General features: G+C 36.5%; 22 protein-coding genes and 2 pseudogenes. 10 read left to right on the forward strand and 14 right to left on the reverse strand.

What is annotated here, in order from left to right:
* Positions 1 to 186: 186 nt before the first annotated feature.
* The 6 genes from AC2INI_RS16905 (at position 187) to AC2INI_RS16930 (ending at position 7,988) form a co-directional block, all read left to right on the forward strand.
* Positions 187 to 1,557 carry an MATE family efflux transporter gene (locus tag AC2INI_RS16905; RefSeq protein ID WP_486305781.1) on the forward strand — a complete coding sequence of 457 codons (1,371 nt, stop codon included), beginning with the start codon at positions 187 to 189 and terminating at the stop codon, positions 1,555 to 1,557.
* 110 nt (positions 1,558 to 1,667) lie between these two features.
* Positions 1,668 to 2,219, forward strand: coding sequence for a sugar O-acetyltransferase (locus AC2INI_RS16910; RefSeq protein ID WP_486305782.1), 552 nt, complete (start codon positions 1,668 to 1,670; stop codon positions 2,217 to 2,219).
* A 191-nt stretch (positions 2,220 to 2,410) separates the two neighbouring features.
* Positions 2,411 to 3,691 carry a hemolysin family protein gene (locus tag AC2INI_RS16915; protein ID WP_486305783.1) on the forward strand — a complete coding sequence of 427 codons (1,281 nt, stop codon included), beginning with the start codon at positions 2,411 to 2,413 and terminating at the stop codon, positions 3,689 to 3,691.
* A gap of 216 nt (positions 3,692 to 3,907) precedes the next feature.
* On the forward strand, positions 3,908 to 5,239 hold the full coding sequence (locus AC2INI_RS16920; RefSeq protein WP_486305784.1) for a GGDEF domain-containing protein: 1,332 nt from the start codon (positions 3,908 to 3,910) through the stop codon (positions 5,237 to 5,239).
* Entirely contained in the window at positions 5,229 to 6,554 is a 1,326-nt protein-coding gene (locus tag AC2INI_RS16925) for a GGDEF domain-containing protein (RefSeq protein ID WP_486305785.1), read from the forward strand. The genes AC2INI_RS16920 and AC2INI_RS16925 overlap by 11 nt, the downstream gene beginning before the upstream one ends.
* Positions 6,555 to 7,988 carry an EAL domain-containing protein gene (locus AC2INI_RS16930; RefSeq protein ID WP_486305786.1) on the forward strand — a complete coding sequence of 478 codons (1,434 nt, stop codon included), beginning with the start codon at positions 6,555 to 6,557 and terminating at the stop codon, positions 7,986 to 7,988.
* 51 nt (positions 7,989 to 8,039) lie between these two features.
* Here the strand turns inward: AC2INI_RS16930 and AC2INI_RS16935 are convergent, their stop codons facing one another.
* Positions 8,040 to 8,912, reverse strand: coding sequence for a hypothetical protein (locus tag AC2INI_RS16935; RefSeq protein WP_486305787.1), 873 nt, complete (start codon positions 8,910 to 8,912; stop codon positions 8,040 to 8,042).
* Positions 8,912 to 9,628, reverse strand: a complete 717-nt coding sequence (locus AC2INI_RS16940) for an ABC transporter ATP-binding protein (RefSeq protein ID WP_122032587.1) — start codon at positions 9,626 to 9,628, stop codon at positions 8,912 to 8,914. Before AC2INI_RS16940 ends, AC2INI_RS16935 begins: the two co-directional genes overlap by 1 nt.
* A 181-nt stretch (positions 9,629 to 9,809) precedes the next feature.
* Between AC2INI_RS16940 and AC2INI_RS16945 the strand changes: the two genes are divergently transcribed.
* On the forward strand, positions 9,810 to 10,076 hold the full coding sequence (locus AC2INI_RS16945; RefSeq protein WP_162922440.1) for a hypothetical protein: 267 nt from the start codon (positions 9,810 to 9,812) through the stop codon (positions 10,074 to 10,076).
* Positions 10,077 to 10,124: 48 nt separating this feature from the next.
* Here the strand turns inward: AC2INI_RS16945 and AC2INI_RS16950 are convergent, their stop codons facing one another.
* Positions 10,125 to 11,015: a DMT family transporter gene (locus AC2INI_RS16950; protein WP_486305788.1), complete on the reverse strand. Its 891-nt coding sequence runs from the start codon at positions 11,013 to 11,015 to the stop codon at positions 10,125 to 10,127.
* A gap of 101 nt (positions 11,016 to 11,116) precedes the next feature.
* Between AC2INI_RS16950 and AC2INI_RS16955 the strand changes: the two are divergent.
* Positions 11,117 to 12,573, forward strand: a pseudogene (locus tag AC2INI_RS16955) (aminotransferase-like domain-containing protein).
* A 4-nt stretch (positions 12,574 to 12,577) separates the two neighbouring features.
* Here AC2INI_RS16955 and AC2INI_RS16960 read toward each other — a convergent pair.
* The gene (locus AC2INI_RS16960; protein ID WP_122032591.1) at positions 12,578 to 13,489 is read right to left on the reverse strand and encodes a LysR family transcriptional regulator; all 912 of its coding nucleotides are present in this window, start codon (positions 13,487 to 13,489) and stop codon (positions 12,578 to 12,580) included.
* 111 nt (positions 13,490 to 13,600) lie between these two features.
* Between AC2INI_RS16960 and AC2INI_RS16965 the strand changes: the two genes are divergently transcribed.
* Together AC2INI_RS16965 and AC2INI_RS16970 are read left to right on the forward strand one after the other, a co-directional pair.
* Entirely contained in the window at positions 13,601 to 14,158 is a 558-nt protein-coding gene (locus AC2INI_RS16965) for an NAD(P)H-dependent oxidoreductase (protein ID WP_122032592.1), read from the forward strand.
* A 126-nt stretch (positions 14,159 to 14,284) separates the two neighbouring features.
* A complete protein-coding gene (locus AC2INI_RS16970; protein WP_486305790.1) occupies positions 14,285 to 15,082 on the forward strand; it encodes a RecX family transcriptional regulator in 798 nt (265 codons plus the stop codon).
* 800 nt (positions 15,083 to 15,882) lie between these two features.
* Here AC2INI_RS16970 and AC2INI_RS16975 read toward each other — a convergent pair.
* The 10 genes and pseudogenes from AC2INI_RS16975 to AC2INI_RS17020 all read right to left on the reverse strand — a co-directional run bounded on the left by AC2INI_RS16975 (position 15,883) and on the right by AC2INI_RS17020 (position 26,655).
* Entirely contained in the window at positions 15,883 to 16,005 is a 123-nt protein-coding gene (locus AC2INI_RS16975) for a hypothetical protein (protein WP_486305791.1), read from the reverse strand.
* A gap of 199 nt (positions 16,006 to 16,204) precedes the next feature.
* Entirely contained in the window at positions 16,205 to 16,507 is a 303-nt protein-coding gene (locus AC2INI_RS16980; RefSeq protein ID WP_486305792.1) for a hypothetical protein, read from the reverse strand.
* A 93-nt stretch (positions 16,508 to 16,600) separates the two neighbouring features.
* Positions 16,601 to 19,701: pseudogene (locus AC2INI_RS16985) on the reverse strand (efflux RND transporter permease subunit).
* An 11-nt stretch (positions 19,702 to 19,712) separates the two neighbouring features.
* Positions 19,713 to 19,994 (reverse strand): permuted SH3 domain-containing protein, encoded by a 282-nt coding sequence (locus AC2INI_RS16990; RefSeq protein ID WP_486305793.1) that lies wholly within the window; start codon positions 19,992 to 19,994, stop codon positions 19,713 to 19,715.
* A 42-nt stretch (positions 19,995 to 20,036) separates the two neighbouring features.
* Entirely contained in the window at positions 20,037 to 20,867 is an 831-nt protein-coding gene (locus tag AC2INI_RS16995; RefSeq protein WP_486305794.1) for an efflux RND transporter periplasmic adaptor subunit, read from the reverse strand.
* Between the two features lie 226 nt (positions 20,868 to 21,093).
* Complete coding sequence (locus tag AC2INI_RS17000; RefSeq protein WP_486305795.1) at positions 21,094 to 22,350, reverse strand: BatD family protein; 1,257 nt, start codon at positions 22,348 to 22,350, stop codon at positions 21,094 to 21,096.
* Positions 22,350 to 24,128, reverse strand: coding sequence for a vWA domain-containing protein (locus tag AC2INI_RS17005; protein ID WP_486305796.1), 1,779 nt, complete (start codon positions 24,126 to 24,128; stop codon positions 22,350 to 22,352). Before AC2INI_RS17005 ends, AC2INI_RS17000 begins: the two co-directional genes overlap by 1 nt.
* Complete coding sequence (locus AC2INI_RS17010) at positions 24,121 to 25,170, reverse strand: vWA domain-containing protein (RefSeq protein WP_486305797.1); 1,050 nt, start codon at positions 25,168 to 25,170, stop codon at positions 24,121 to 24,123. Before AC2INI_RS17010 ends, AC2INI_RS17005 begins: the two co-directional genes overlap by 8 nt.
* Positions 25,163 to 25,693, reverse strand: coding sequence for a DUF4381 domain-containing protein (locus AC2INI_RS17015; RefSeq protein WP_486305798.1), 531 nt, complete (start codon positions 25,691 to 25,693; stop codon positions 25,163 to 25,165). Before AC2INI_RS17015 ends, AC2INI_RS17010 begins: the two co-directional genes overlap by 8 nt.
* Positions 25,694 to 25,695: 2 nt before the next feature.
* Entirely contained in the window at positions 25,696 to 26,655 is a 960-nt protein-coding gene (locus tag AC2INI_RS17020) for a DUF58 domain-containing protein (protein ID WP_486305799.1), read from the reverse strand.
* Between the last annotated feature and the right edge of the window lie 4 nt (positions 26,656 to 26,659).

Consider the following 26,659-nt stretch of genomic DNA (forward strand, 5'->3'; position numbering starts at 1 on the left):
GAATATATCGAATAATTATATCTATTTCATAAGCTTATAACACAATTTGTGAGTGTCAATAAGCGCAAAACAATAATCCGTTCTAATAACTACTGATCTATCTCAAAAGCGGATGGATACCAACTTTTTCAATCATTATTTCTGCCATATACTCGCCGCAATTCTTTGTTGTTACCGAGGTAAATTATGACAACATTTCATGCAGAGTCATCCATCACACGTACTTTTTGGCGTTATGCCATCCCTTCTATTGCAGCAATGGTGGTGAGTGGTCTGTATCAAATTATCGATGGGATCTTTGTTGGCCATTATATTGGCTTTGAAGGTCTTGCGGGTATAAATATGGCATGGCCTGCTATTTGTGTGTTAGGCGCAATAGGCGTAATGATAGGCATGGGCACAGGCAGTGTAATGTCTATTTATCGTGGTGAAAATAAGTTAGAAAAAACTAAAGTCGCGCTTACTACGGGTTTTTGGCTATTAGCTATTTTAAGTGCGATAGCTATCTTCTTTATCGTTTTATTCGCTAAAGATATTTTGTCTGCACAAGGGGCTGAAGGCCAGAACTTTGCTTATGCAATGGATTACATCAATGTACTAATGTTTGGTGGTTTTTTTACTGCCTGTGCAACAGCATTGCCAATGTTAGTCAGAAATGATGAGTCGCCTAATGTAGCCACCTTTTTATTGATGCTTGGTGCTTTAATAAATATCGTATTGGATTATTTGTTTATCGGTGTGATGGGCTTAGGGTTATCAGGTGCAGCGTTAGCGACATTAATTGCTCAGGCATTTGTAACTGTCTTTGGTATTGGTTACTTCTTTACTAAGCGCTCAAGTATTCAGATCACACTAAAAGACATTGTGTTCTCGTTAAATAAAGCTAAGCAGTCTTTAGCTTTGGGTTCGTCAGCACTAGTGATGTATTTATATGGTAGCTTTGTTGTGGCAATGCATAATGCGTTAATGATGCATTATGGCTCGGCAACGACAGTGGGGGCTTATGCCATTGTAGGTTACCTATTTATGTTGTATTACCTTCTAGCGCAGGGCATTGCGGAAGGCGCACAACCACCAATTAGTTACTATTATGGCGCGAAAGAAAATAAGAAAGTGTACCAAATCTTTAAACTGGCGCTTAAATGGGTAACTATTACCGGTATAGCTTGGGTTGCTATTTTAAATATTTCACCAGAGCTAACGACAGCCCTGTTTACTAACGGTGATCAGTCATTAATTGCTGAAACGATTGTTGGTATCCGCTATCACCTGTTTGCTATGTTCTTAGACGGTATTATTGTACTTGTTACTATCTACTTCTTATCGGTGAATGAAGGCAAAAAAGCGATGGTGATCTCAATGAGTAATATCATTATTCAATTGCCTTTCTTGCTGATACTTCCAAAATGGTTTGACATTGATGGGGTATGGTTAGCGATGCCTATCTCTAATATTGCCTTGATTATCTGTATTACACCAATGGTGTGGAAGCATTTGAAAGCTCAGAAATTGATTAAACCATTACCGATTGCATCGACATCAGTAATGAGCCATTAAGCCTCGCTAAAATAGGAAGTTTTTTAGACGAAGATTTACTCTTTTTTTTATAAATTCAATCGAATAGACTTTACTTGGTCTATTCGGTTTTTGTTTTTAGGGAGACGGTGATGACAGAATTTGAAAAAATGAAAAGTGGGCAAGAATTTAATGGCGCCGATCCTGAGATCGATACTATTCGTAATCAAACACAACAATACCTTAAAAAATTTAATCAGAGTGTTGAAACAGAAGAAAAGTTAGCCATTTTACCCAGTGTATTTAGCGCATTTGGAAACAGTTTTATTCAGGCGCCTTTCTTTTGTGAATTTGGTAAAACGATTTCTATTGGTAATGAAACCTTCATTAATATGAACGTGACCATGCTTGATGGTGCTGAAATTACCATTGGCAATCATGTATTAATTGGCCCAAATGCTCAGTTTTACACGGCTTCACATTCATTGGATTATAAAAGTCGTCGTCGCTGGGAAACTTTCTGTAAGCCTATTGTCGTTGAAGATGATGTGTGGATAGGGGGAAGTGTAGTCATTAATCAAGGCGTAACTATTGGTGCTCGTTCTGTTATTGCAGCAAACTCTGTCGTAAATCATGATGTGCCAACTGATTGTTTATATGGTGGAAGTCCTGCTAAATTTATTAAAAAACTAGACCAAAAATAGCGATTAATATATAAAATAATGAACTATTAGCGACAAATTATTTCAGCTTATTTCTATATGTATATATTAAGCTTCTTGTTTAAAAATAGTTCAATATAATGATTGACCTTCTTGTAAATCAGGCATATAAGTGTAGAAAATTTCAGCATACTTTATGTTGATTTTCATTATTTATTAATTCGAGGTTTACATTGGATATTGCCATTTTACTTTTTTTAATTGTGATTAATGGTGTGTTTGCTATGTCTGAAATTGCATTGATGACAGCAAAAAAGAGTCGATTACAAAAACTAGCAGCAGAAGGAAGTTCATCTGCGGCTAAAGCAATAAAACTGGCTGAAGAGCCGACACAGTTTTTATCTACTGTACAGATAGGCATTACCGTTATTGGTATTCTTAATGGTATTTTAGGCGAAGCTGCACTTGCAGGACCAATATCAGAGTTGATCATATCGTTAGGTGTCCCTGTAACGATAGCGCCGACCATATCAACTATCTCTACAGTTGTTGTTATTACCTACGTTTCTATTGTTGTTGGTGAATTAGTACCAAAACGTATAGCACAGTTCCATGCTGAGCGTATATCTACACTTATTGCACCATTAATTAGTGTGCTAGCGTCTATTTCTAGACCTTTTGTTTTCTTACTCTCGATCTCTACGGATGCTTTGCTGCGTTTGCTTGGGCGTTCAAATCAAGATGGAGCTTCTATTACGGAAGATGATATTCATGCTCTGTTACATGAAGGCTCAGAGCAGGGCGTCATTGAGAAAAAAGAACACACAATGGTGCGTAATATTTTTCAGTTAGATGACCGAAAAGTCGCATCCTTAATGACACCAAGAAGTGAGCTTGTTTATTTTGATACTGAACAATCATGGGATGAAAACTTACCTAAATTATTACGTTCAGATTATTCAATTTACCCTGTGACTCGTGGTGGAATGGATAATGTACTTGGGTTTACAACTGCTCGATTTTTATTGAAAGCAGCACATCAAGAGCATAGAACTAAATGGTTAATGCGTAATTTATTGCCGTGTTTAACGATTTTAGAAAATAAGTTTGGTAGTGAACTGCTTGAGTTGTTGAAAACGACTGGTGATGAAATCGTGCTGGTTGTTGATGAATACGGTGACGCTCAAGGTATTGTGACTCAAAAAGATTTACTTGAGGCATTAGCGGGTGAATTTAAATCTGAAAACCCAAATGATTCATGGGCGGAAAAAGTATCTGAAACGGAATGGTTACTAGATGGTTCTATCCCCACAACGGTGTTAAAAGATACCTTAAGTTTAGATTCTTTACCTGAAGAGAAAGAAGCAGATTATCAAACGCTAACAGGAATGTTTATGTGGTTAACAACGAATGTTCCTATGGTAGGTGATTCTGTTCAGTATCAAGATTGGAATTTTGAAGTGCTTTCAATAGATAATAATAGAGCAAGTAAAGTACGAGTTACTCAGATTTAAGAAATAGAATAAAACCAGTAGCAATAGAATCACTACGATAATTATATCGTAGTGATTCTTTGATCGTGCTGTTGACTAAAGATTTTTTAAACAAAAATAAAGGACATATTGAAAGCGATGAGGGATCTTATTAATGCTTTCATTTGTAGTGCATCACACTGTTTTAGTAAGAGTGCATTTTAGTCATATATGATTAGTGATAAATAATTAAGCGCTATGAATAATATAAAAAGATTATGGTTTTTTAAACCTTGTTTGTTTTTTGTGTTGTTTTCTGGAATATACTCATCATTGTTTTATTATAATGTATTATCGATTCCAATTTTAGAAAAGAAAATTAATATAAAATATCAAGAGATTGTGGATATAACAAAACGATTTCATGGTTATTACATTAACTCTAATACAGTAGAGCTTGAAGAGGGGATCCACAAATTTAATAACGTTGGCATTATTGTTAATAAAACAGGACCCGTCAAAGTATTATCACCAGCGATAAACTTACTTTCGCAAAGTCTTTTAAAGGCTATAGATAAAAAATATATATGGACTATTGCAGTTATTGAAAAGTTGCATGGCGAGAATACAGGTAATTCCTATTTCTTACCTTTAAGAGATATCTATATAAAATTTAATGATAAAACACTGCATGACTCATTAATGTTAGATCGAATTGTTAAATTAGAAGGTTTAGATAAAACGTATAAAGGCTTTCATAATTATGATATAAGAATCACAGAGGTGTATATAGAAGATTCATCGAATGAAAGAATACATTCTGTTATATACCCTATTTATTTAAAATCAAAATTAGTGTCAGTTATCATTGTTGATATTAAAGAAGGTTGGAATGATTCATTAGTTAGTGACCTGAGTAATAAAAGATGGATATTTATTACTAGGAATAAAGGTTTTGACTGGGCTACATTTAATATAAAAGTCCCATATACATTAAATGCTCCATCATTAATGGTTAGTATTGATATATTTAAATTGTTAAGTGTTAGTTTTTATTTATCTTCTGCAATTTATTTATTTTCGATATTCTTGTATTGCTTTTATCTAAAAATTAACAATATTCGATGCAATGATCGGATGACTGGTTTTTTTCGTCGAGATTTTATTGAAAGTAAACTGAAACGGGTTGAAGGCGCTTCCTTTCTTATTATTGATATAGACCATTTTAAGCAAGTAAATGATAACTATGGTCATGATGTTGGTGACAGAGTTATCAAAGTGGTAACCCAACGTATAAAAGAGAGTATTAGAGAAGATGACATTGCGATCCGCTGGGGTGGTGAAGAGTTTGTTATTGTTTTCTATCATATGAGGCATGATTTCTTTCATCAAAAAGCAGAAATGATTCGAGCAAGAATAGAAAGAGAGAGGATAGAAAATATGCATATTACCATTTCTATTGGGGGCTCTAAACAGCAACACTCTGAATTGGCTTTTGATGCAATAAAAAGGGCAGATATAGCTCTTTATCAATCAAAAAATACGGGGCGTAACCGCGTGACTTTAGATAAGAATGAAGATGATGCGTGAAATAATTAGTATTAATAATGCGTATTTGAAGACATTCTCATTCTTATTCCTATTGTCTTTTTATATGCTATATCAATATAACAAGTTAGAAGCTAATTCATTTAGAATGGAGTTTCATGAAAAAATAACAAAGTTATATGATACTGTTAGAAAGATTACGCCTTTTTATTTAAATACAACAACAGTAGTTCTTAGTAAGGGAACTCATGAACGTGATGATGTTTCTATTATGGTTGATGAGGATAGCAAGGTCAAAAATTTGTCTTGCGGTATTAATTTATTAGAAGACGAGTTGAAGATTTATATAAATGATGATTATTGGAGTCTAGCTATTCTAGAGAAGTTAGAATCTAATGTTAATATCGGTCATTTTAAACCATTACATGAAGTGCATGAGAAATTGAACTCTAAGGAAGCATCAGGTTCCAGTTGGATTGATCGGATTGTAGATAACGAAAAAATGTCAAAAAGTTATCAAGCATTTGCTCAATGTGATCTTAAATTAACAGAGCCTTATGTAGAACCGCTTACAGGTAAAAATGTTAGAAGTATATTCTATCCAATTTATGAAAATAAACAGTTAAGAGCCATGTTTATTTTAGATATGAAAGTAAGTGTATTTTCAAATTGGTTGAATGATTTCAATAAAAAGAGATATAGCTTTCTGAATTACGGTGGTGATCATACATTATCCTTATCAAGTGGTTTAATTGAGATCCCTTGTACACCAGTAAGTAAAAAACTAAATCTATCTATAAATATGGTTGATTTGTTTATGCTAAGTTCAAGCATTGCATTGATGATGACATTTCTATTGTTTTCAATTAATAGGTCACTATATCGGTTTCTTTCATATTGTCGATTAGATCATATGACTGGCTTATATCGTCGTGATTTTTATGAATTAAAACTAAACTTAACGTTTGGGAGAGCTGTTATCGTGATTGATATCGATGAATTTAAACGTATTAATGATCAGTATGGGCACCAGAAAGGTGATGTAGTGATAAAAGAAGTGTGTCATCGAATAAAACAGCATATGAGAAGAGATGATATGGCCATTCGATGGGGTGGTGAAGAATTTATTATCGTTCTTAATCATATATCGGATAGTGAGTTATTAAAACGATCTGAGGCTATTCGAAGAGCAATCTACGCAGAGCCTATAGCGGAGATCTGTGTGTCAGTTTCTATTGGTGCAACAACGGGTAAAAAAATGTCTTTTAAAAAAGCATTTAAACTGGCAGATACTGCATTATATCAATCAAAAAACTCTGGTAGAAACAGAGTTACTGTATTAGAAGACGTAATCTAAATGAAATTTATTGTTAATAAATATATAGTTGGCGTTGTTATCCTATTTATTTTGTTTGAGTATGCTATCTGTACCGATTATCAACGCTATGTTGAATCAAATATCCAGAAAACGGTTAAAAATATAGAATTGAAATTTGATAAAGTGGCAGTGTTAGTCGATGAGTTTACTTACCTAAAAGGCAAAACTTGCCAAGAGATGATGTTACCATTGCAAAAACAGGTAGCAGACTCTCCATCTATCAATAGTATCTCAGTGATCCAAGATGGCCAGTATTTTTGTAGCTCGATTGTTGGTAGCAACATATCGAAAAAAAGCATACCTGAAAAAGAGATATACATAAAAGAAAAGAACCTATTAACGGGTAAGCCAAGCATTTCATACTATCACCGTTATGATGATAGTAATGGTATTCAATTTTTCATGAAAGAAATACCAATGGAGTTAGAGGATTCTCGACTTGGCCAGATGTCACTATCAAACTCACAATATGTGATATCGAAAGGAAATCAATTTAGTATCCATATTCTAAACGGTGAGAAAATATATTCATCAGATAAGTATGATTTTCATTTGTTACTTAAATACGATAGATGGAGTTCAATTAAAGCTTATATTGTTGATAATCGAATCCTTATTGTCATCTTGCTGTTAATGTCGATATTGTTACGTGTTTTACCAAGCACAAGTACACGATTAAATTTTGATTTTTATAAACTAAGAAAAGCAATTAGAAAAAATCAAATAACACCGTATGTTCAGCCAATAGTTAATGAGAAAGAAAAAATCATTGGGGGGGAAGTATTGGCTCGCTGGATTAAGCCGTGTGGTACCATCATTTCACCTCTGGATTTTATCCCTCAAATGGAAAAATTTGGATTGATTGGTGCAATGACAAAATCGATATTGTGCCAACTTAATGATGGTTATAAAGATTTGAACGGAACTGATTTAAAAATAAGCGTGAACCTGACGGAAAGCTGTCTTTATGATGATGAAATTTATACATTATGTGAGCAGTTATCTAAAAAACTTACGTTAGTATTAGAATTTACAGAATCAACTGAGTTTGAAAATAGAGAAAAAATAACAAGTTATATGCAAAAATTTCGAGCGATTGGAGTGAAGTTTGCTTTGGATGATTACGGTACTGGTTATTCTTCTTTGCAGTACTTAAATTATTATCAGTTCGATTTTATTAAGATTGATAAATCATTTATTGATGACATTGAAACTAATTCACAGTCACTTAAGATACTGGAAAATATTATTTTACTAGCAAACAATCTAGATATTAAATTGATTGCAGAAGGGGTAGAAAATAAGAATCAACAAGAGATGCTGAATGAGTTACAGATCTCATCGCATCAAGGCTTCTTGTACTTTAAGCCAATGTCACTTAAAGATTTTAATATAGTAGTTAAAGATAAGTAGTAACTAACAAGAGTAAGGGAGAGGTCAGTTTATGGGCCTCTCCCTTTTTATTTACTTATTAAACAACCAACGTGGGTTTAGTGATTGCCAAGAGATCTCTGTGGTTCGATACAAAGAGATACTAACGAACAATGAAATAGCGCCAAGTAAACTATACAAGCTTAAGAATCCAATCCCTGCTTGTGAAAAACTCATCAAAGGATCTGAAGAAAGTAAAATCGTTGTTGGGATCTTATACATATGAGTTAGAAATACGGCAATACCATCCCAGTTTAGTACCCAAGTTGACAGCAGTTTCAGTGCATAACCACCTAATAATAAGATGATTAAAGGGGAATTACTGACTTGAGATACCGCTAAAACTAATCCTGCAATAGGTAACATAACCACGCTAACCAGCAGCATTCTTCCCATAAACTGCAGCCAATTGCTAATCACTGACATAAACGAGATGTGTTCATGAAGCACCACTAATACAGTGTCGCTTGATAAACTAATTACCCAAAAGGATAGATTGGCGATAAGTACTAATGCAGAAAAAATCAATGGTATTACAATTAAACCAAAAGCCAGTTTTATCGCGTGTGTATATTGGCTAGAGATTGGCATGCTGCGCCAAAATGCAGAGCTGCCTTCATTACGCTCTTTACGTAATGTTTTTGAAAGGTAAGTCGTTGTGAGAGCTAATGATAAAATACCAACCACAAAGCTTAATGCGAGTTGTAGATCGTTTGAAAACTCAGAGCTAAACGGGGTAAAGTTACCTTGAGTTTCGACTGAAATAAATAAATTATCTTGTAGGCTAGTGTTCATCATTAAGCTAATAAAAAGTACCGCACCGCAAAGAAGAATAAACAGAGGGACACGAGTAATCGTTTTGTGTTCAATAAGCTCTTTTTCAAGCATATATAATGATGGACGCATTAAATAGATTCCTTTTGAAGAGCAATAAAGAGTTCAGCTAATGTACCTTGAGGTATGTTATCCATAGTATCTTTCTTCACACATTTACCTTGTTTTAAGATCAATACATCCGTCAATAGATGCTCAATTTCAGCCACTTCATGGCTTGCAATAATTAAACAGCGCTCTCCTGCATTAAACCAAGTTGTTAAGTGCTGATAAAACGTGTCGCGATATAATAAATCTAACCCTAAGGTTGGTTCATCTAAAATCAGAACTTTAGTATCGGTTGCTATGACTATCGCTAAATGGACTTGTACCTTCATGCCTTTTGATAGTGAGCTTATCTTGCTATTTAATTTGATATTGGTATTACTCAATACAGAAGTCGCTTTATTAATATCAAAGCTTGGGTGTATTCCTGAGGTATATTTTAAAAGTTGTTTCACACTCATCCATTCAGGTAACACATTCACATCAGAAATGTACGCTAAATGCTGCATTAATTTGGCGTGCTGATCGATAGGATGCAGACCATTAATACTGATCTCACCATCATAACGATGGGTTCCCAATAAGGCATTAATTAGTGTCGATTTTCCCGCGCCGTTGTGCCCAAGCAAACCGAGAACTTGCCCTGCTTTTAAATCAAAACTGATATCGCTTAATGCTTGTTGATTTTTATTAGAGTCTGAATAGTGTTTTGAGACATTTCTTACATGGACAAGAGAAGTCATCCTATACCTTATCGATTATAAATTGCATATTGTATGTTGAGTAGCAATATCACGATAAGTTCATTAAAGAAAGAATAATCATTAATTGTGCATTTTAAAATAAATTTAAGTTTAGATGCTAAATGAATACCCCCCTCTAATTGGTAAGCTAAAGGCGACTTTAAAATTAGAGGCCCTACATGTGAGTAAGAAAGGTTTGAGAATAAAAAGATTTGAACAGCGGTTACAAAAAACTCATGAAAGGTTTGGCTATATATCTTTAGAAGCTATTGCAAGTAGCTATTTTTTCTATAGAAAAGAGCCTAATGATTTTGAACCAATTAAGTGTGCTGATTTACAACCTTTCACCACTTATACGCAAAATATACCTTTAGATCGTTTAGAACAGATGCGTAAAGCGTTACATAAAGCAAATAAAGTGCAGAAATTAAAGCGTGAAGCTGCTTAAATTCTGCACTTATCACATGAGTGAAAATGAGAGGGTAATCTGGTGAAACTATGTATTAAGTTCTTTAATTAATAATGGTTTAGGCTTTCTTATTACTAAGTAAACCGCAATAGCCGCAAGAGCAAAGCCCAGAGCACCTTGGGTATCAAAGTGTTCACCAAATACTATCCATGCTTGAAATGCAGTCATTGGCGGTATGAGATAAAAAGTAGAAGCCACGCTAGAAGAGTCGCCTTTTTTTATCATATAAAGCAGTAATGAAATAGCAGTAACAGAGACAACCAAAACTAACCATGATAAACCAAAAATAAATTCAGCATTCCATGTCACCACCATGGTTTCATTTAATAAAGCGACAGGTAAAAAGACCAAAGAAGCGGCACTGTATTGCCAAACCATGCTACCGACTAAATCTACGTTCTGGCAGTATCTTTTTTGGTATAGAGTGCCAAAGGTAATGCCAATTAATGCGATAAACGCAAACAAGTATGCGGTGTATTGATTACTGGTGTCCTGCCATTCGATATTACCTTGTAATACTAAGGTTATCCCTATTAAACCAAGCGCTAAGCCTACCCATTGCACAGGTTGTAGGCGTTGGTTGCCAAAGTTAACCAATAATACCGCAGTAAGAATCGGTTGAACCCCGACAAGTAACGCACACAAGCCCGATGACATTCCAAGAGCAATAGCTTGATAAGTCCCTCCTAGATAGAATCCATGAATCAATACACCGGCAATCAAAGAGTGAATTGCATCTTTACCTTTTGGAAGATGAGCTTTGAATATAAATAACAATAAAATAAAAACGACAATATTCCCGACCATTCTAATCAATAAAAAAGTGGCAGGCTCAGCAAATTGCAATCCATATTGAGCACCGATAAAGCCAGAACTCCATAAAGCGACGAAGATAAAAGGGATGAATTTAGTTAGCATGAGAATTCCTGTGTATTGTTTTATATTGTTGTCTTTCGCGTACTTTAACTAGGTACAGCTATTGAGGTAAGAGACAGTTTTCGTTATTTTATTGGGTACAGATGGTAACTGTTGATAATTGGGTTAGGATGATGAAGAAATATCAACAAATAAAGGAACATATACAACAAGGGATTGAGCGTGGCTTGTATCTAAAAGGAGATAAGCTGCCTTCGATCCGAGAGTTAAGCGATTCTTTATCGGTAGGAAAAAATACGGTTATTCGTGCTTATGAAGAGCTTGAAGCAAAACAAATCGTGGTTGCCCATGATCGTTCGGGCTACCGAGTTGGAAGTAAAAATATTCATCTAAATAACATGAATGAATACTTGAACGAGCCTTGTGATATTGATTTACTGTCGCTCAGCAAAGCCATTTTACGCCAACCAAATCACCAGAACTTATTGCCAATGGGATCGGCTCACCCTGATATTGATTTTCCAGCCATACGCAGCCTATACGCAGAAATTGGTCGCCATAGTCGTCAGCAAATCAATATACCTAGTTGTTATCAATTACCGCCGGGTAATGCTTCTTTACTGAAATACATCGCAAACATTACACAAGAGTTAGGCGTTTCAGTTTCTTCGAATGAGGTATTGATAACTCATGGAGCACAGCAAGCCATCAGTTTAAGTTTGCAGGCGTTAACCAACCTGGAGATATTGTCCTGGTTGATTCCCCTTGTTATTTTGGCTCTTTGTTATTACTTGAATCCCTGAATTTAAAAGTAATTGAGATCCCAAATCATTTTACCTATGGATTGGACATTGATGCAGTAAAGCAGGCGATAGAAACTTGGGATGTGAAAGCTATATTAGTTAATCCCACTCATAATAATCCAACCGGTTACACTCAATCTGAATCAGCACGTTTGGCTTTACTGAAGGCCACATCTGGTATTCCATTTATCGAAGAAGATATCTTTGGAGGCCTTACCTACGAAGGGACGCAGAAAACCTTTAAAGCGTTAGATACTGAAGATAGGGTGATCTATTGCAGTTCACTTTCAAAAACTTTAGATTCGCGTTTACGGATAGGCTGGATCCTTGCTGGAAAATATCAAACTCAAATAGAAAAACGCTTAATGTCAGAAAATATGGGTAGCGTTAACCTTATTCAATCGGCGGTGAGTGATTTCTTAAAAAAAGGTAAATATAAACAGCATATTCATAAGGCTCAACGTAGTTATAAAAACAATCAAAAACGACTATTTCAGCAATTAACAGAAGCACTAGATAGCTATGAACATATGAAGGGGCGCTATTATCTTTCTCAGCCTGAAGGCGGCTTTTTATGTTGGCTAACCTTACCTTTAGGCACTGATGGCACAGAGATTTATAAAAGAGCATTAGAAGAGAACATCAGTGTGTTACCTGGCTCGATGTTTTGTACTCAAGATCAATATAAACACTGTATTCGAATTAGTTTTGCCTCTTATCGAGAGAACGATAAATGGAGAAAGGGCATAGAAAGTCTAGCGAGTATTGTTGCAAATCAATGCCTTTCGTGTGATTAAGTCATCAACTTATTACGGGATTAATCATATTTTCTAGATGCGAGTGTTGAGCCTTAATATGTTCTAGAAATACTTTAGATTTCTCAGAAAGAAAGTGTTTATCAAAATAGATTAGGTTCAGTGGTTTTTTTTGTATATTTACTTCATCTAATAGAGTTACAAGTGTGCCACTCTTTATTGGATCTTTTACGATGAATTTAGGTAACAAAGCTATCCCACATCCTGCTTTAGCCAGAGATTTAGCGACATAAAGGCTATCTACTTGGTATTTTGTATTTATGTTTAACTCTAGAGCATTATTGCTTTCTGAAATGAGCCAAGGAACATTTTTACCATCAATATTAATGACAGTACACGGAAGCTGTTCTAGAGCCGATAGGGTGATTTCGCAATCAGACTTAGCAATAAATTGAGGAGAGGCGACAAAAACATATTCTATTTCGCAAATGTTATAAGCAATTAAGTTTGAGTCTTCTAAATTGCCAATACGAAAAGAGAAATCAATACTTTCATTGATGATTTGTTCGTTCCTATTTGATGAGGATATATCCACATTAACAAAAGGATATTGTTCAGAAAAAGAGGCTACGAGAGTTGGTATCAAAAATTGGGCTAAAGTATCTGAGGTAGATAATTTTAGTTTTCCTGTTATATCAATAGAGTTATTTTCTATGGTTGTTCTTAGCTCTTCTAATACAGTTTCTAAACGCTTTGTTTTCGGTAGTAAGCGCAGCCCTAATTCGGTAAGGGCTACGTTTCTTGTACTGCGAATAAATAGCCTTTCACCTAATTGAGATTCAAGCTGTTGTATACGTCTACTAACGGTTGTTGTCGGAATAGCTAGTCGTCTAGCCGCTTCAGAAAAACTTTTGTATTGAGCTACTTTTGCAAATAGTAACCAATCATCATTTGACATACCACATCCTTATTATCCCATTTTTGGTAAAGTGTTATCCGATAGTACCATATTATCAAATATAAAAAATTCGCTATCCTGTCTAGGTGTTTACTTAATCAGGTGTAGAAAATGAAAAATATTACAGTAATTTCGGGACATCCAAATAATGATAATTCAATTAGCAATCATGGGGTTATTAGCCATTTAGAGCAAAGTATTATTAAAGATAATTTGCATGTGAGAATGTTGGAAAATCTACATTCTAATTTTGAGTTTGATATTGAAAAAGAGCAAGTCGCCTTGTTGGAAGCAGATACTATTATTTTCCAGTTTCCACTATTTTGGTATTCATTCCCTGCATTAATGAAAAAATGGATTGATGACGTAATTTGTTATGGTTTCGCTTTTGGTGGTGAAAAAGGCACGCAGTTAAAAGATAAGAAGTTTGTTTTTTCTTTTACGCTTGGTGGACAGGAGTCCGCTTATGGTAATGAAGACGAAATTGCGTTAACGATTGAAGAGTTAATGAAACCATTGATACAGATCCTGAAATATTGCCAAGTATCCGATATCGATTATGTATACAGCTGTAATATGCTTTATATCCCTAATATGTATGGTTCAATTGACGATATTCAATCACGTTCTGTAATTCACGCAAATAAAGTGTTGTCTATGATTGAGTGATTATAGATTGATGATATGTTTGAATGGGTAGCAACTCTGCTTACACATCGGATTTAATGATAGTAACTAATCTTAATCTGCATTAGAGTCTGGGGTAATACGTTAACGCAATTACCCGAGGTTCTTATGTTCAGTCAACGTCCAGTCAAACCCGCAAAAACTATTGATAATGTATATGGCAGTGCTTTTTACCATCTTGAAGCCAAAGACAGAACTATCGATGAGTTAAGAAAGAAGCTAATTGCTAAGACTGATAATCAAGAGTGGATTGATACCGTACTTGAAGATCTGATCGGCCGTGGCTATCTAAAATCAGACAAGAACTTTGCAATTAACTTTGTAGAAATGGCGTTTAGTGGCGAGAAAGGCAGTCAGTTTATTCTGTCTAAATTAAGAGAGAAAGGCATTAATGAATCTATCGTTAATGAAGCGATTGCTTATGTATCTAACCGCGATGAAGTGTGTGAAATAACGTTATTGAATAACCGATTAGCGAATATGAATTTAGACTCATTATCGAGTGATAAACTTTATGCAACGCTAACTAAATATGGTTTTAAATCTGCCGATGTTCGTGAGGCAATCAAATCTCACCCTGTTGCTTCTGCGCTACCCTCTAAAATGCAAATAAAAGCCGATAAAGCGGATCTCGTTAAAGAAATTGAGAAGCTTGCCCGTAAACTAAAAGGTAAGTCTGTTATCAAGCGGGAGCTAAAACAAAAACTGATCGATGTATCTACTTTTGATGAAGAAATTGAAAAGTTAGAGATGGACGGTTCGATTGATTTTTATGAGAACTGCCAAGCAAGATTAGACAAAAAGCGCTTTGATTTAAGTAATTCAAAAGACAAAAGCAAAGCTTATGCGTATCTGTATTCTCATGGTTTTAGCTCTGATGAGATCAAAGAAACGCTTTCTAGTTAGTGAATTGAAGCGTATATAATTATTTTCAGAAAAGTCTGAATATCAATCCTTGATTGATGCGGTGTAAAATCTTTTTATTATTAATTGGTTTGGATGTTGTCGTGTTTGGGATGTTGAGTAATAAAAGTATTATTATTGATAATGAAAGTCGAGCTGCATTATTGCGTAAAAAAAGCAGTGGAAAAGTATTGCCCTTTAAATTATATGAAACAAAGGGACTTCGAGTAGTAAAACGATACACAACTTTGGGGTATTGTGTTCATGATAAAAGCCTAATTGATGATTGCCAACTGTGTAGTTCTTGTTATGAGAGAAATAACTGATCTGCCAAATATAACTCAGATAATTATTTGAATTTAATAAAATTGTTAGCCACTTAAATATCGATAAGGCATCGAATTTTCTTTTACTTTAATGGGAGTAAATGATGTTGCTTTTTACACTGAAAGCAAACGGTTTCAATGCTGGGTATTTTTCTGTTCCATGTTGATAATGTTTTTAACGAGATGTGCCCATTTTGTTTATGTGTGTTTCTGATCGTTTTAAATGAATAGATACGTAATGTGTCCATCTGAGTTCCTTATAAATAGCCCCATTGCGATATAGTTTTTTGAGCTTTGGGGTCACCAGTTCATTACATTTGATTAATTATAAGATACGAGAGTTGATGTTTAATTAAAGGTGTATTTATAAGTGATACCAAATCGCTCTTTTTGCCCGAAATTATTATCAACCATATAGGTAAATGTACTTAGGGTTTGTTTCTCTGCAATTTTGTAACTCACGCCGCCAAATAACCATCATGCATCATAATCATTCGTCCCTTTTGCCGCGCCAGTCGCCATCATTAGCGTAAATTTTTGAGTTAATGGTTTTAAGGCAAAGGCTCCAACATAACCACTTTGGTTAGTGCTAGACACCATCCTAAAGTGCTCATCAAACGTCGGTTCTTTGCCATGGAATTTCCCTGTTGTTGAATTGATGTCACATACTTCTTCACCATCATTGTAGTTGTAGCCAATGGTAGGGAATATTTGAATACCTAGTGGTTCAAAACCAAAGTAGCTTAGTGGAATGAAAGTACCTACGCTGTAATTGGTTTGAGTGTTTTTATTATCAAATTCATTTTTCCGAAATTGAAGTTGACGATCCCCAAATCAAACAACCATGAACCACCCACACGCCATTCACTGCCGTCGTCGTTAACACGAACATTGATTTTTTAACAGGATCGAAGGCAATCGAGCCGGTTAGTGACCAACTGCTGCTATTTGTATCGTAATTATCACTGTAGGTGACGCCAAGCTCTGTGACGACCCTTGTTGGATCATCAGCCAATTTCTTTGTGTTGGCTTTTTCAGATACCGTAGCGTGAGAAGCTCCTGAGAATAAAAAAGACAGTAAAATAATATGGTTAGTTTTCATGATGTAAGCCTGATAAATATAAAGATAAAACAAACAATAAACCCACAAAACTTAAGTCAGTGATGCAGGTTTAAAGTAATGGTGAAAGAATGACTATTTTTTTGGGTTGAACCTTTCTCTTAAAGATTGCATGGCAACAAAAAATACAGGAGTAAAAATGGTGCCAAGAAGTGTTGATAAAATCATACCGCCAAAGACGGCGAACCCTAATGAGTGACGAGATTCAGCACCGGCTCCTGAGGCAATAACCAAAGGAAATACCCCCCAAATGAAAGCAAAGGCGGTCATTTGAACGGCTCTGAAGCGTAACCGTGCTGCTTCTTTTGCTGCATCAATAATGGAATACCCTTTTTCTTCGCGCAGCACTTTGGCAAACTCCACTATCAATATGGCGACTTTGGCGGACATGCCTATCAAAATAACGATCCCGATTTGAACGTATAAATCAAACGGTTGGCCTAGTGAAAATAAGGTGGCCATTGCGCCAAGTATGGCAATGGGTACGGCCATCATTACCGCAGTAGGAATACTCCAACTTTCGTATTGAGCGACTAAGAATAAGTAAGTAAATAAAAGCGATAATGCAAAAGCAATAGGGGCTGCGTTCCCTGCTTTTTGCTCTTGGTAGGTCATGCCTGACCATTCAAAAGAATAACCACTTGGTAATTCTGCCGCTGCCAATTTTTCGATGGCTTTTACTACGTCACCTGAACTGTATCCTGCGGTTGGCACCCCATTAATGGTGGCGGACCCGAACAGGTTATAGTTCATTAGTGAATCAGGGCCAAAGATAGGTTTGATTTTCACTAATGTACCCAGTGAAACCATTTTTCCTGCGTTATTTCTGACATAAAGGTTCTTAATGTCATCAGTGCTGTCTCGATATTCTTGTTCGGCTTGAACTTTTACTTGGAAAGAACGACCGTAAATATTGAAATCAGAAATATACGCACCCCCTAGTTGAGATTGTAAGGTTTGAAATATATCACTGAGCGGGATCCCCATTGAGATGGCTTTATCTCGATCAACATCAATAAAGCGTTGTGGTACGTTTGCTCTAAATATTGAGAAGGCACGAGCCACTTCTGGTAATTGGTTTATCTTGGCAACAAACCCCTGAGTTGTTTGAGCAAGCTCTTGAGGCTCTCGACCTAAGTTGTCTTCAAGGACAAAATTAAAACCATCAACAGAGCCCATACCTCGAATGGCCGGTGTTGAAAACACTAACGCATTCGCATTCGGGATCGTATTTAGCATTTGTCGAACTTTGTTCATTAACGCCTGTTGGTGTAATGCTGGATCTTTACGGTTATCCCAGTTATTGAGTTTGATAATAAGCATCCCTGCATTTGGGATTGCCGACATATTGATGAGTGAAAATCCACTCACAGAAACCACATCTTCAACGCCTTCAATCTGTAGAAGATCACGTGTGTAATCTTGCAGAATAGGAATGGTACGCTGAAGCGAAGCCGAATCGGGTAGACGCATTTCAACCATGAACGCACCTTTGTCTTCATTAGGAACAAAGGCCGTTGGGATAGCCGTAAAGGTATAAGCAAGAATACCAATCAAAGATAAGTAAACCACACTAGAGATAAATAACCGCTTACTCATTACGCCAACAAGAAATTGATACTTCTTAGTTAGGGCCTCAAAACCACGGTTAAAGGCTCGTAATGGCGCAACAGGTTCACTGTGTTTGTCAGTTAAAATCAAACCACATAATGCTGGCGATAAAGTTAGAGCATTAATCGCCGAGATTAATACTGACACACAGATCGTAACCGCAAACTGATTGAACATTTTACCTGATATACCAGGCAATAAAGCGACAGGAACAAATACGGCGAGAAGAATTGCACTGGCCCTGTCACTTCTTTCATTGCTTCAATCGTGGCAGGGATCGGTTTCATGTGTTTTTCATGAATGATACGTTCTACGTTTTCGACCACAATGATTGCATCATCTACCACAATCCCGATGGCCAGTATTAAACCAAAGAGTGAGATTGTATTTATCGTCATTCCCATCATGTTCATTACCGCAAAGGTTGCAATAATCGAAACAGGAATGGCGATAATCGGAATAGCCGTTGCACGCAGGTTTTGTAAGAAGATATAGACAACAATAGCCACTAATAGCGCAGCAATAATGAGAGTTTCATACACTTCATCAATTGAGGCTTCGACGTATTCGGTGGAGTCATAGGCAATATTATATTCCAAATCATCAGGGAAGGTTTTACTGTATTGCTTCATTGCCGTTTTGACTTTACTCATGGCATCGAGCGCATTGGCCGTAGGTAATTGGTATAAAGCCATTACTGCGGCAGGTTTGTTATTGAGCTGTCCATCTGCTTCATAACCTTGTGCTCCTAATTCGACACGAGCGACATCAGAGAGGCGAATAATAGAACCGTCTTTATTGGCTCTGATCACGATGTCACTAAATTCGTCAGTAGAGCTTAAACGTCCTTTAGTTTGTAATACATATTGGTTTTGTTGTTGGTCAGGAGCGGGCATTCCACCGACTTTGCCCGCTGCAACTTGGATGTTTTGGGACTTAATCGCCCCGATAACATCGGTAGAGGTCAGGCTTAATGTACTCATTTTATTTGGGTTGAGCCAAACACGCATAGAGTAAGATTTTTTACCAAGAAGGGTAATGTCACTCATTCCTTCTAATCGTTTCAGACGCTCTACTAAGTTAAGGTCGGCATAATTTGACAGGTAAATACTGTCGTAGGTTCCTTTGGGAGAGCTAAGAGTGACAACGCCTAAAATATCGGATGATTTCTTGCGAACTGTTACTCCTATTTGTTTTACCTCAGGTGGTAGCGTTGATGTCGCTTGCGATACTAAGTTATTAACTCGAACTTGGGCCATGTCGCCATCTGCACCAATTCGGAAATAAACACGTAAGCTGTAACTGCCATCATTACCAATATTAGAAGACATATAAATCATGTCTTCTACGCCATTAATTTTGGATTCTAAGGGTTGAGCAACCGTCTTTTTAACTACACTTGCATTCGCCCCTGGGTAGACGGTATTAACAATAATAACCGTTGGTGAAATTGCTGGGTATTCTGCAATAGGCAATACTTTAAGGGCGATTAACCCCATTAAAGTCATCACAAGAGAGATAACTAAGGCAAATTTAGGTCGATGAATAAAAAACTTACTTAACATAATGGGATCCCTTATTCTGCAGAAGTCAGCTCTTCAACCTGTATGCCAGTACGGATTTTTTGTAAACCTTCCGTCACGATACGATCACCTTTACTCAAGCCTGATATAACCGCTTTGTTTGTCCCATAAGCTTGGCCTAATACAACGTATTGTTGCTTGACTGTGTTTGAGTCATCGATTTGCATAACGTAATCGCCAGCTTGATCTTGTTGAATTGAAGCTTGAGGAATGAGTAAACCATCGACGGTTTGTCCTTTTAAGCTGATCTTGATTTTGCCAAACTCTCCAGGCATTAATCCGTAGTCATGGTTATCAAATACCGCTTGTACATGAATTTAGCCCGTTGATGGGTCGATCTTGTTACCAACGGCTGAGATCTTGCCATTATTAGCATAGATAGAGCCGTCAGATAGGGTTAAACGAATATCAAGGTTCAGTTTATTATTTTTGTTTCTGACGATATCAATGGCGTTACGAATACGACGGTAAATTTTCTCATCAACATTAAAGTCAAAATTCATCACATCCACTTTAGTTAATGAAACCAAGCTGTTTTTCATTGTTGAGCTAGGTGGTAATAAAGCCGTTACTTGCTCGCCAATTTTGTAGCGAGAAAATCCAAGGCGACCGGAAAAAGGAGCGTAAATATGAGTGAATTCCAAATCGAGTTGAGCGGACTTTAAAGCAGCTTGTTTTTCTGAAATATCTGCTTGTGCAGAAGCGTAGTTAGCGATGGCGGTATCATATTGCTGTGCGCTGATACTTTTATCCTTGATTAATTGTTTTGCGCGATGTGCATTGCTTGATGTCATCTTTAAGGTAGCTTTTGCCTTTTCGAGCGAGGCTTTTGCAGAATTCACCGCAGCATAAAAGAGTCGAGAATCAATTTCATATAAGAGATCGCCTTTTTTTACAAAATCGCCATCGTTAAAATGAATGGCTTGGAGTTCTCCGCCTACACGGGGAATAATATCAACGCTACGTGCTGAAGAGGTTCGGCCAATGAATTCCAAGTGTGGGGTAATTGGTTGTGATTGAATTACAAGTGACTTCACTTTAGGAAGTGGAGCATTAACTGTTGTAGGTGCTTTCTCTTGATTACAGCCACTTAGAACGAAGGTACTAAGTAAGCCAATAATTAAAGAATTGCTTATTATTTTTTTCATAAGAGGTTCTCGGTTTAAATTTAAATATACATTTAGTTACATTTAAACCTTACTATTATTAAGGTTGTAAATAAGTTCAATTCTTGAGTAGTGAGAGATAACCCTCGGAGATTTAATAACGTTTTTTTAGCTTTTATAATTCGTTTATAAATATTTTTATTTAATTTCCCTGCTTAATAAATTTCCTGTAAATCTGGAAGTTAGGGTATTTTTACGGTTTAAATCGTTACTTTATTTTTAACCAAAGTTGCCATGACTTATGAGGGGGTAGCATTGTTTTTTGTACCTCTTCACTGTCTGAGTTCCATGCGTCTTGATTATTTATTTGGTACTTTTTCAGTTCTAGTAATTCTGTTTTCTTAAAGAGCTTACGGTATAGATACAATCTAATTTCAGGTGAAGAATGACACTTAGTAGCCCGAAAAAAGAGTAGCCAATCAGGGTAGGGATGAGATTGATAATAATGTCTAAGTTTGTTGAATAAGAATAATGAGGAAACAAATATAAACAGAATAGAAAAGAGAGTAAGCGAATACGCTTTTAGCCATGAAATTAAGGTATGTTGTATATGAATGGTTTGTCCGTGTACGATGAGTTGTTCAGATCTTTGTGTGGTGGTATTCCAAAAAGGGATCGTAATATCAGGCAAGGTTATTTCTCCCCCCTGTTGTAAAATATAGGTTTCAGACTCTTTTCTCACTGCAGTATGTTGACCTCTATTATTATTGTCTTTAAGTTGTTCAGGATCCGTATATCGTTGAATGGCACTATTTTTTAGATTAGGTATTAGTGTCGGAAGTAACATTGCAAGTGAATCTGAAGCATCTAAAGTTAGGGTTCGAGTGATAGCGTCGCCAACGGTTAGTTGAGGTTCTTTACTTTTGTCTTTTTTCTCTTTTTTATTACTTTGAGAAGTTGAATATTGCCAGTGCTGAGCTAGGTTAGCATTAGGAGAAACCACCCACGCTTCTGAATTGGTCATTTTTGCAGTCGGTCGTTGTGCTGAAAAACGATGGGGTTGAGTAAATAAAATGCCTCGAACATTTTTTCCCGTTTCTACAGATACCGTAATTTTGATACCGATAGATGGCACCATAAATTGTCCCGTTTTTTGAGGGAATAGAGGTATTTCCCAACGTTGATGAGACCACGTTTGATCTCCTTCCATTTGGCTATAATTAGTGGCTTGTAAATTACGCTGTTGGGCGAGTATATTTTGAATTGAAATATTCTCAATGACGGTGCCATCGGTAAACCATCGAGGTGTTGAGATATCAATGAACAAGATCACTGATTGATTAATCGAGATGGCGGAATCATTTTTTTTATCTGAATTTATTGTTTCTGAGCTTAGCCAGCTTTTAAGTCTAATTTCATGGTTATCTACCAATTCTTGCATTGTTGGCAATGGTTCTTCACTGGCATAAAGTGAAAAACTCGTAACGATAAGCATAAACAAAAGAAATAGGGAGGTGCGGCGCATTATTCATTTCCTTTTTCAGACAGTGTTTGCAAATGGAATTTATTCTGCAAAAAGTACCCAGGATTGGCTTCAACTCGACGTAACCATTTCTCCGCGATTTGTTTATCGGCTAAGATTTGTTCTGCTGAGAGTGTTTGTTTTTTTATTTGGGATTTAAGTACTTGCTCGTCAGCACCGTTGGAGGTTTGAGGCTCGTTTTCAGGCAACTCTTGAGATTGCTCTGCTTCACCGGTATTGGCTTGGCTTTCACTAAATCGATTAATTTCATCAATCATATTCTGTATTAAAACCAAGTTATGTTTAGCAGTCTTGTTATTTGGGTAGCGTTTAACTGTCGCTTTAAGTAAATCGCGAGCAGCAAGGTATTCACGTTGTCTGGCAAGTGAAATTGCAATATTAACTAATAGAACCTCGCTGTTTTCTGAATCTTTGGTTTCAACAATGTTATTGGTTGCATCAGTATTGTTTAATGCGGATTGAAGATCTGGAATTCCCGCCATGAATGCCGTATAGGCTTGTTGGTATTCTGCTGCGTAATAAAATGCGACCCCTTTATGCAATGGGTCTTGATAATGTTGCGCGGCTTTAATGTAATCATTTTTGTTGAAATACCATTGACCTTGTTGATCTGGAGTGAGCCATAAATTCATCCACCATTGTGTGGTTTTGTCCCATATATCTTTCTTGTTATTTTCTTTTTCTGTAGAGTGTGTTGCTGTTGATTGAACCATTTCAGCCAATGTTGAGGGTGAATAAAGTCCAAGACTTCCTACAAGAATAAAGGCGGCGCACCACTGAACTAACCAACCTCGTCTAAACCACAATAGCATGAGTAATAAAACAGGGATCAGCAGAAAATAACCTAAATCTTCCCATGGCATAACGGAATCATTGCTTAATTGCATATGACGTTTAATTTGGTTGTTGAGCCAATTTATATCGCTATTATCAATCGATACTTGAGTTATTTTTCCGTGGCTTATACGCTTTAATTCATTTAAAGAATCCATATTTAACGGAAAATTACTGGTTCTGTTTTCATTACCTATAGCAAGAATAAGTAATTGGTTGGAAGAATAAGTAAAGTATTCTTCAAAACGTTCATAATCTTGTGTGGTTACCCCATCAGTGATTAATACAACCGTCCCTGTGATTTGTGGCTGTTGTAAAGAAGATAAGGTTGAAAACTGCTGTTTGATTAATGGTAATGTTTTGTAAGCTGATTTTCCTTCTACAGGCATTATTTTAGGACTAATGGCTGCAAGGTATGGCTTAAATACCGCAGAATCTTGTGTTAATGGCATCGCGATATGTGCGGTACCAGAATAAACGATTAACCCTGTTTTCCCACCTTCTCGTAGCGTTAATAAATCTTGGATCTTTTGTTTAGAACGCGTCAATCGATTAGGTAATACGTCTTTTTCAAGCATGGACGCACTCGTATCTAATACGATTAATAATGGCGCCTTATCTTCTCCAAAAGGTGACAGTTCTTTTAGCCATGTAGGGCCTGCACAAATAAGTATGGTAAGTGATAATACAACCGTAAGTAATTTTAAAGGCAGTTGCTGTTTCCATCCTTCATTTCCCACTAATAGCGCTTTTTGTAAATGTTCGGGAAGTTGATTTTTCTGGTCGTTTTGAGTTTCTTGTCGCCATTTTAGATAGATAATCACAATGAAAGGAATCAATAACAACAACCATAATGGGCGAATGAAATGAAATTGAGCAATGCCTTGTTTTATCAAAAGCCATTGTGTTGAGAGTGAATCAAACATGATGTTCTCCTTTGGATTGATGAGATTTTTTCTTGGCACGTTTACATGACATAAACCCAAAGAAGAACAGATGTATTAATACTAAAAACATCACAGGGTATTGATGAATACTCTGTTTTGTTCTGTAGGTTGTGCTTTGATAAAGTTGTGGCTCTAATTTGCCAATTTCGGCGTATGCGTTACGTAATTCATCTTGGTTTAGTGCCTGAAATGCCTGACCGCCAGATGCATTAGCAACAGTATTAATAGTATCCATATCAAGGGCTTGCTCTCCTATAGTTTGTGGGTCGCCTACTGCAATCATATGTATGCGTACTCCCTTTACTTTCGCGACTTTTGCAGCGTCGATTGGGGGGACATAACTGTCTGTATCATTGCCATCGGTGAGGATGATCGCGACTTTTTCGCGGGGTTTATCGGTTGGTAATGGTGTTTTACTGTCTTCAAATCGTTTAATGGTTAAGCCAATAGCATCGCCAAGATGGGTACTTTTACCTGCCATTTCTACACGGGTTTGTTCAAGTAAATCGAGCCAAACTTGATGGTCTGAAGTAAAAGGTGTTTGGACAAAAGCGGCATCACCAAATAAAATTAAACCAAGGCGATCGCCTTTTCGTGTTTTAGCAAAATCTTTTAAGACTTCTTTGGCAGCATCTAATCGACTCACTTTTTGACCGTTTTTGGCGGTGAAGTCTTTCTCTGCCATTGAGCCGGATAAATCGACGACGACCATGATGTCACGACCTATTTGTTCACGCACTTGAGGTGGGCCTAATAAGGTCGGCTTGGTTAAGGCGAGTAAGATTAATACCCAAGAAAGACAAAGTAAGATGCGTTGCCATTTTGCAGGGGTCAACCGACTTGCCCCATCTGATGTCGGGAGCTTTAAAGCATCAACGAGTAGATTGAAAAATGGCACTTTTATCGCAGCCTGTTGAGTGCGATAAGAGGGGGCAATACGCGTGATAAGCAAAGGTAAAGGCAGTAACCATAACCACATTGGATATAGAAACTCGATACTAGACCAAGACAGGTTATTCATTAATTTTTACCTGATTTTTTGAGCTGCATTTTTCCTCAATTGTGTGGTGAATTACCCACTCTCTGAATTGACTAATAAGAACTTCTGCTTGTTCTGGAATAAGGGTAAATTTAGCCTCAGGAAGCCAAATTTCATTTAATGCACGCTTACTTAACGCATGATGAAAATGCACACAACGGGACGTTTTGGTTAACACAAAGAACTGCAATAAATCGTCATCTGATTTAGATGCATTCGTTTTATCTAAATAGACAGCAACACGCTTCATTAAATGAAAGAGCTCACAGGTTGCTTGATAAGGGCGGTCACTGTTTATCTCGTTAATACCTTTCAGTGCTTGGCGGCGGTACCGGTTTTTTCGATGTATCTTAATTTCTCTATAAATCACAAAAAGTATAAGAGTGCTGAGTAAGGAGAATAGAACTTGCCAACCCAGAGTCTGAGGGAACCAAGCGATTGATTCTGGAACTTGAACATCAATAATACCTTTTAAGATATAAGTATTTGGAGGAGTATGAGTCATGATTATTTAGTTCTCAGTAGATGAGCCAATTGAGCTATGTGTGTTCCTGACGTTGAAATTTCCATGAAAGGTAATCGTTTAATCGCCATTAAATGACGTAACGTATCGCAACGTTTTTGATGCTCAGTTTGGAGGTGTTGGTTGGCTTTTATTACGTCTCTTTTTTTCTCTACATTAATTTGATGAGTACCATCACTAAAAACCCATTTTGAGGTGGGATTGAAAGTAAGAGAGGCTTCCATAGGATCGCTAATTAACACGCTTAATACATCATTACTTTTTTGAAGATGCTTGAGTAATGACGTGTCTTGCTCTGTCATGCCAAGCCAGCCACTAAAGATAATAATGACACTGTCTTTGAGTTTTCTTCGATTAAGCTCATGAAGGGCATCAGATAAAGATATAGGGTGGGGACTATTTTTTTCTGCGCTTAATTGTTGGTTAGCAAAAGTAAGATGTTTGAGATAATGTAATACATCAGATTGACTGCGTTTTGGTGGCATCCATTGTGTATTGTCGTCTTTAATTAAAAACAGTCCCACACGGTCACTTTCTTTAATTACACGCCATGCACATAAGCTCGCAAGCTCTGCAGCAACAACGGATTTCATGGTATTAAAGGAAGAGAAAAACATGGTTGAACGCTGATCAACACAAAGAATAATATTGTGATCTTTTTCTTCTGTATACGATCTTACATGAGGTTTACCGGTTCTTAAGGTGACCTTCCAATCGAGGTTGCGAATATCATCACCGATGTGATAATGACGCAGTTCTTCAAAGTTTAATCCTCTACCACGATAGCCTGAGAGATGACGACCAGAAAGTAAACGACTGGTTTTTAAATGAGGAAATAACGAGAATCCATTGATATGAGCTTGAAGTTTAACAAGCTGAGAGTGTTCGCAATGGATCCTAGGATCTATAGTTTGATTTGATGAGGTTTTTTTTATTAAATCCATCAGG

Source organism: Aliivibrio friggae (assembly GCF_057368515.1).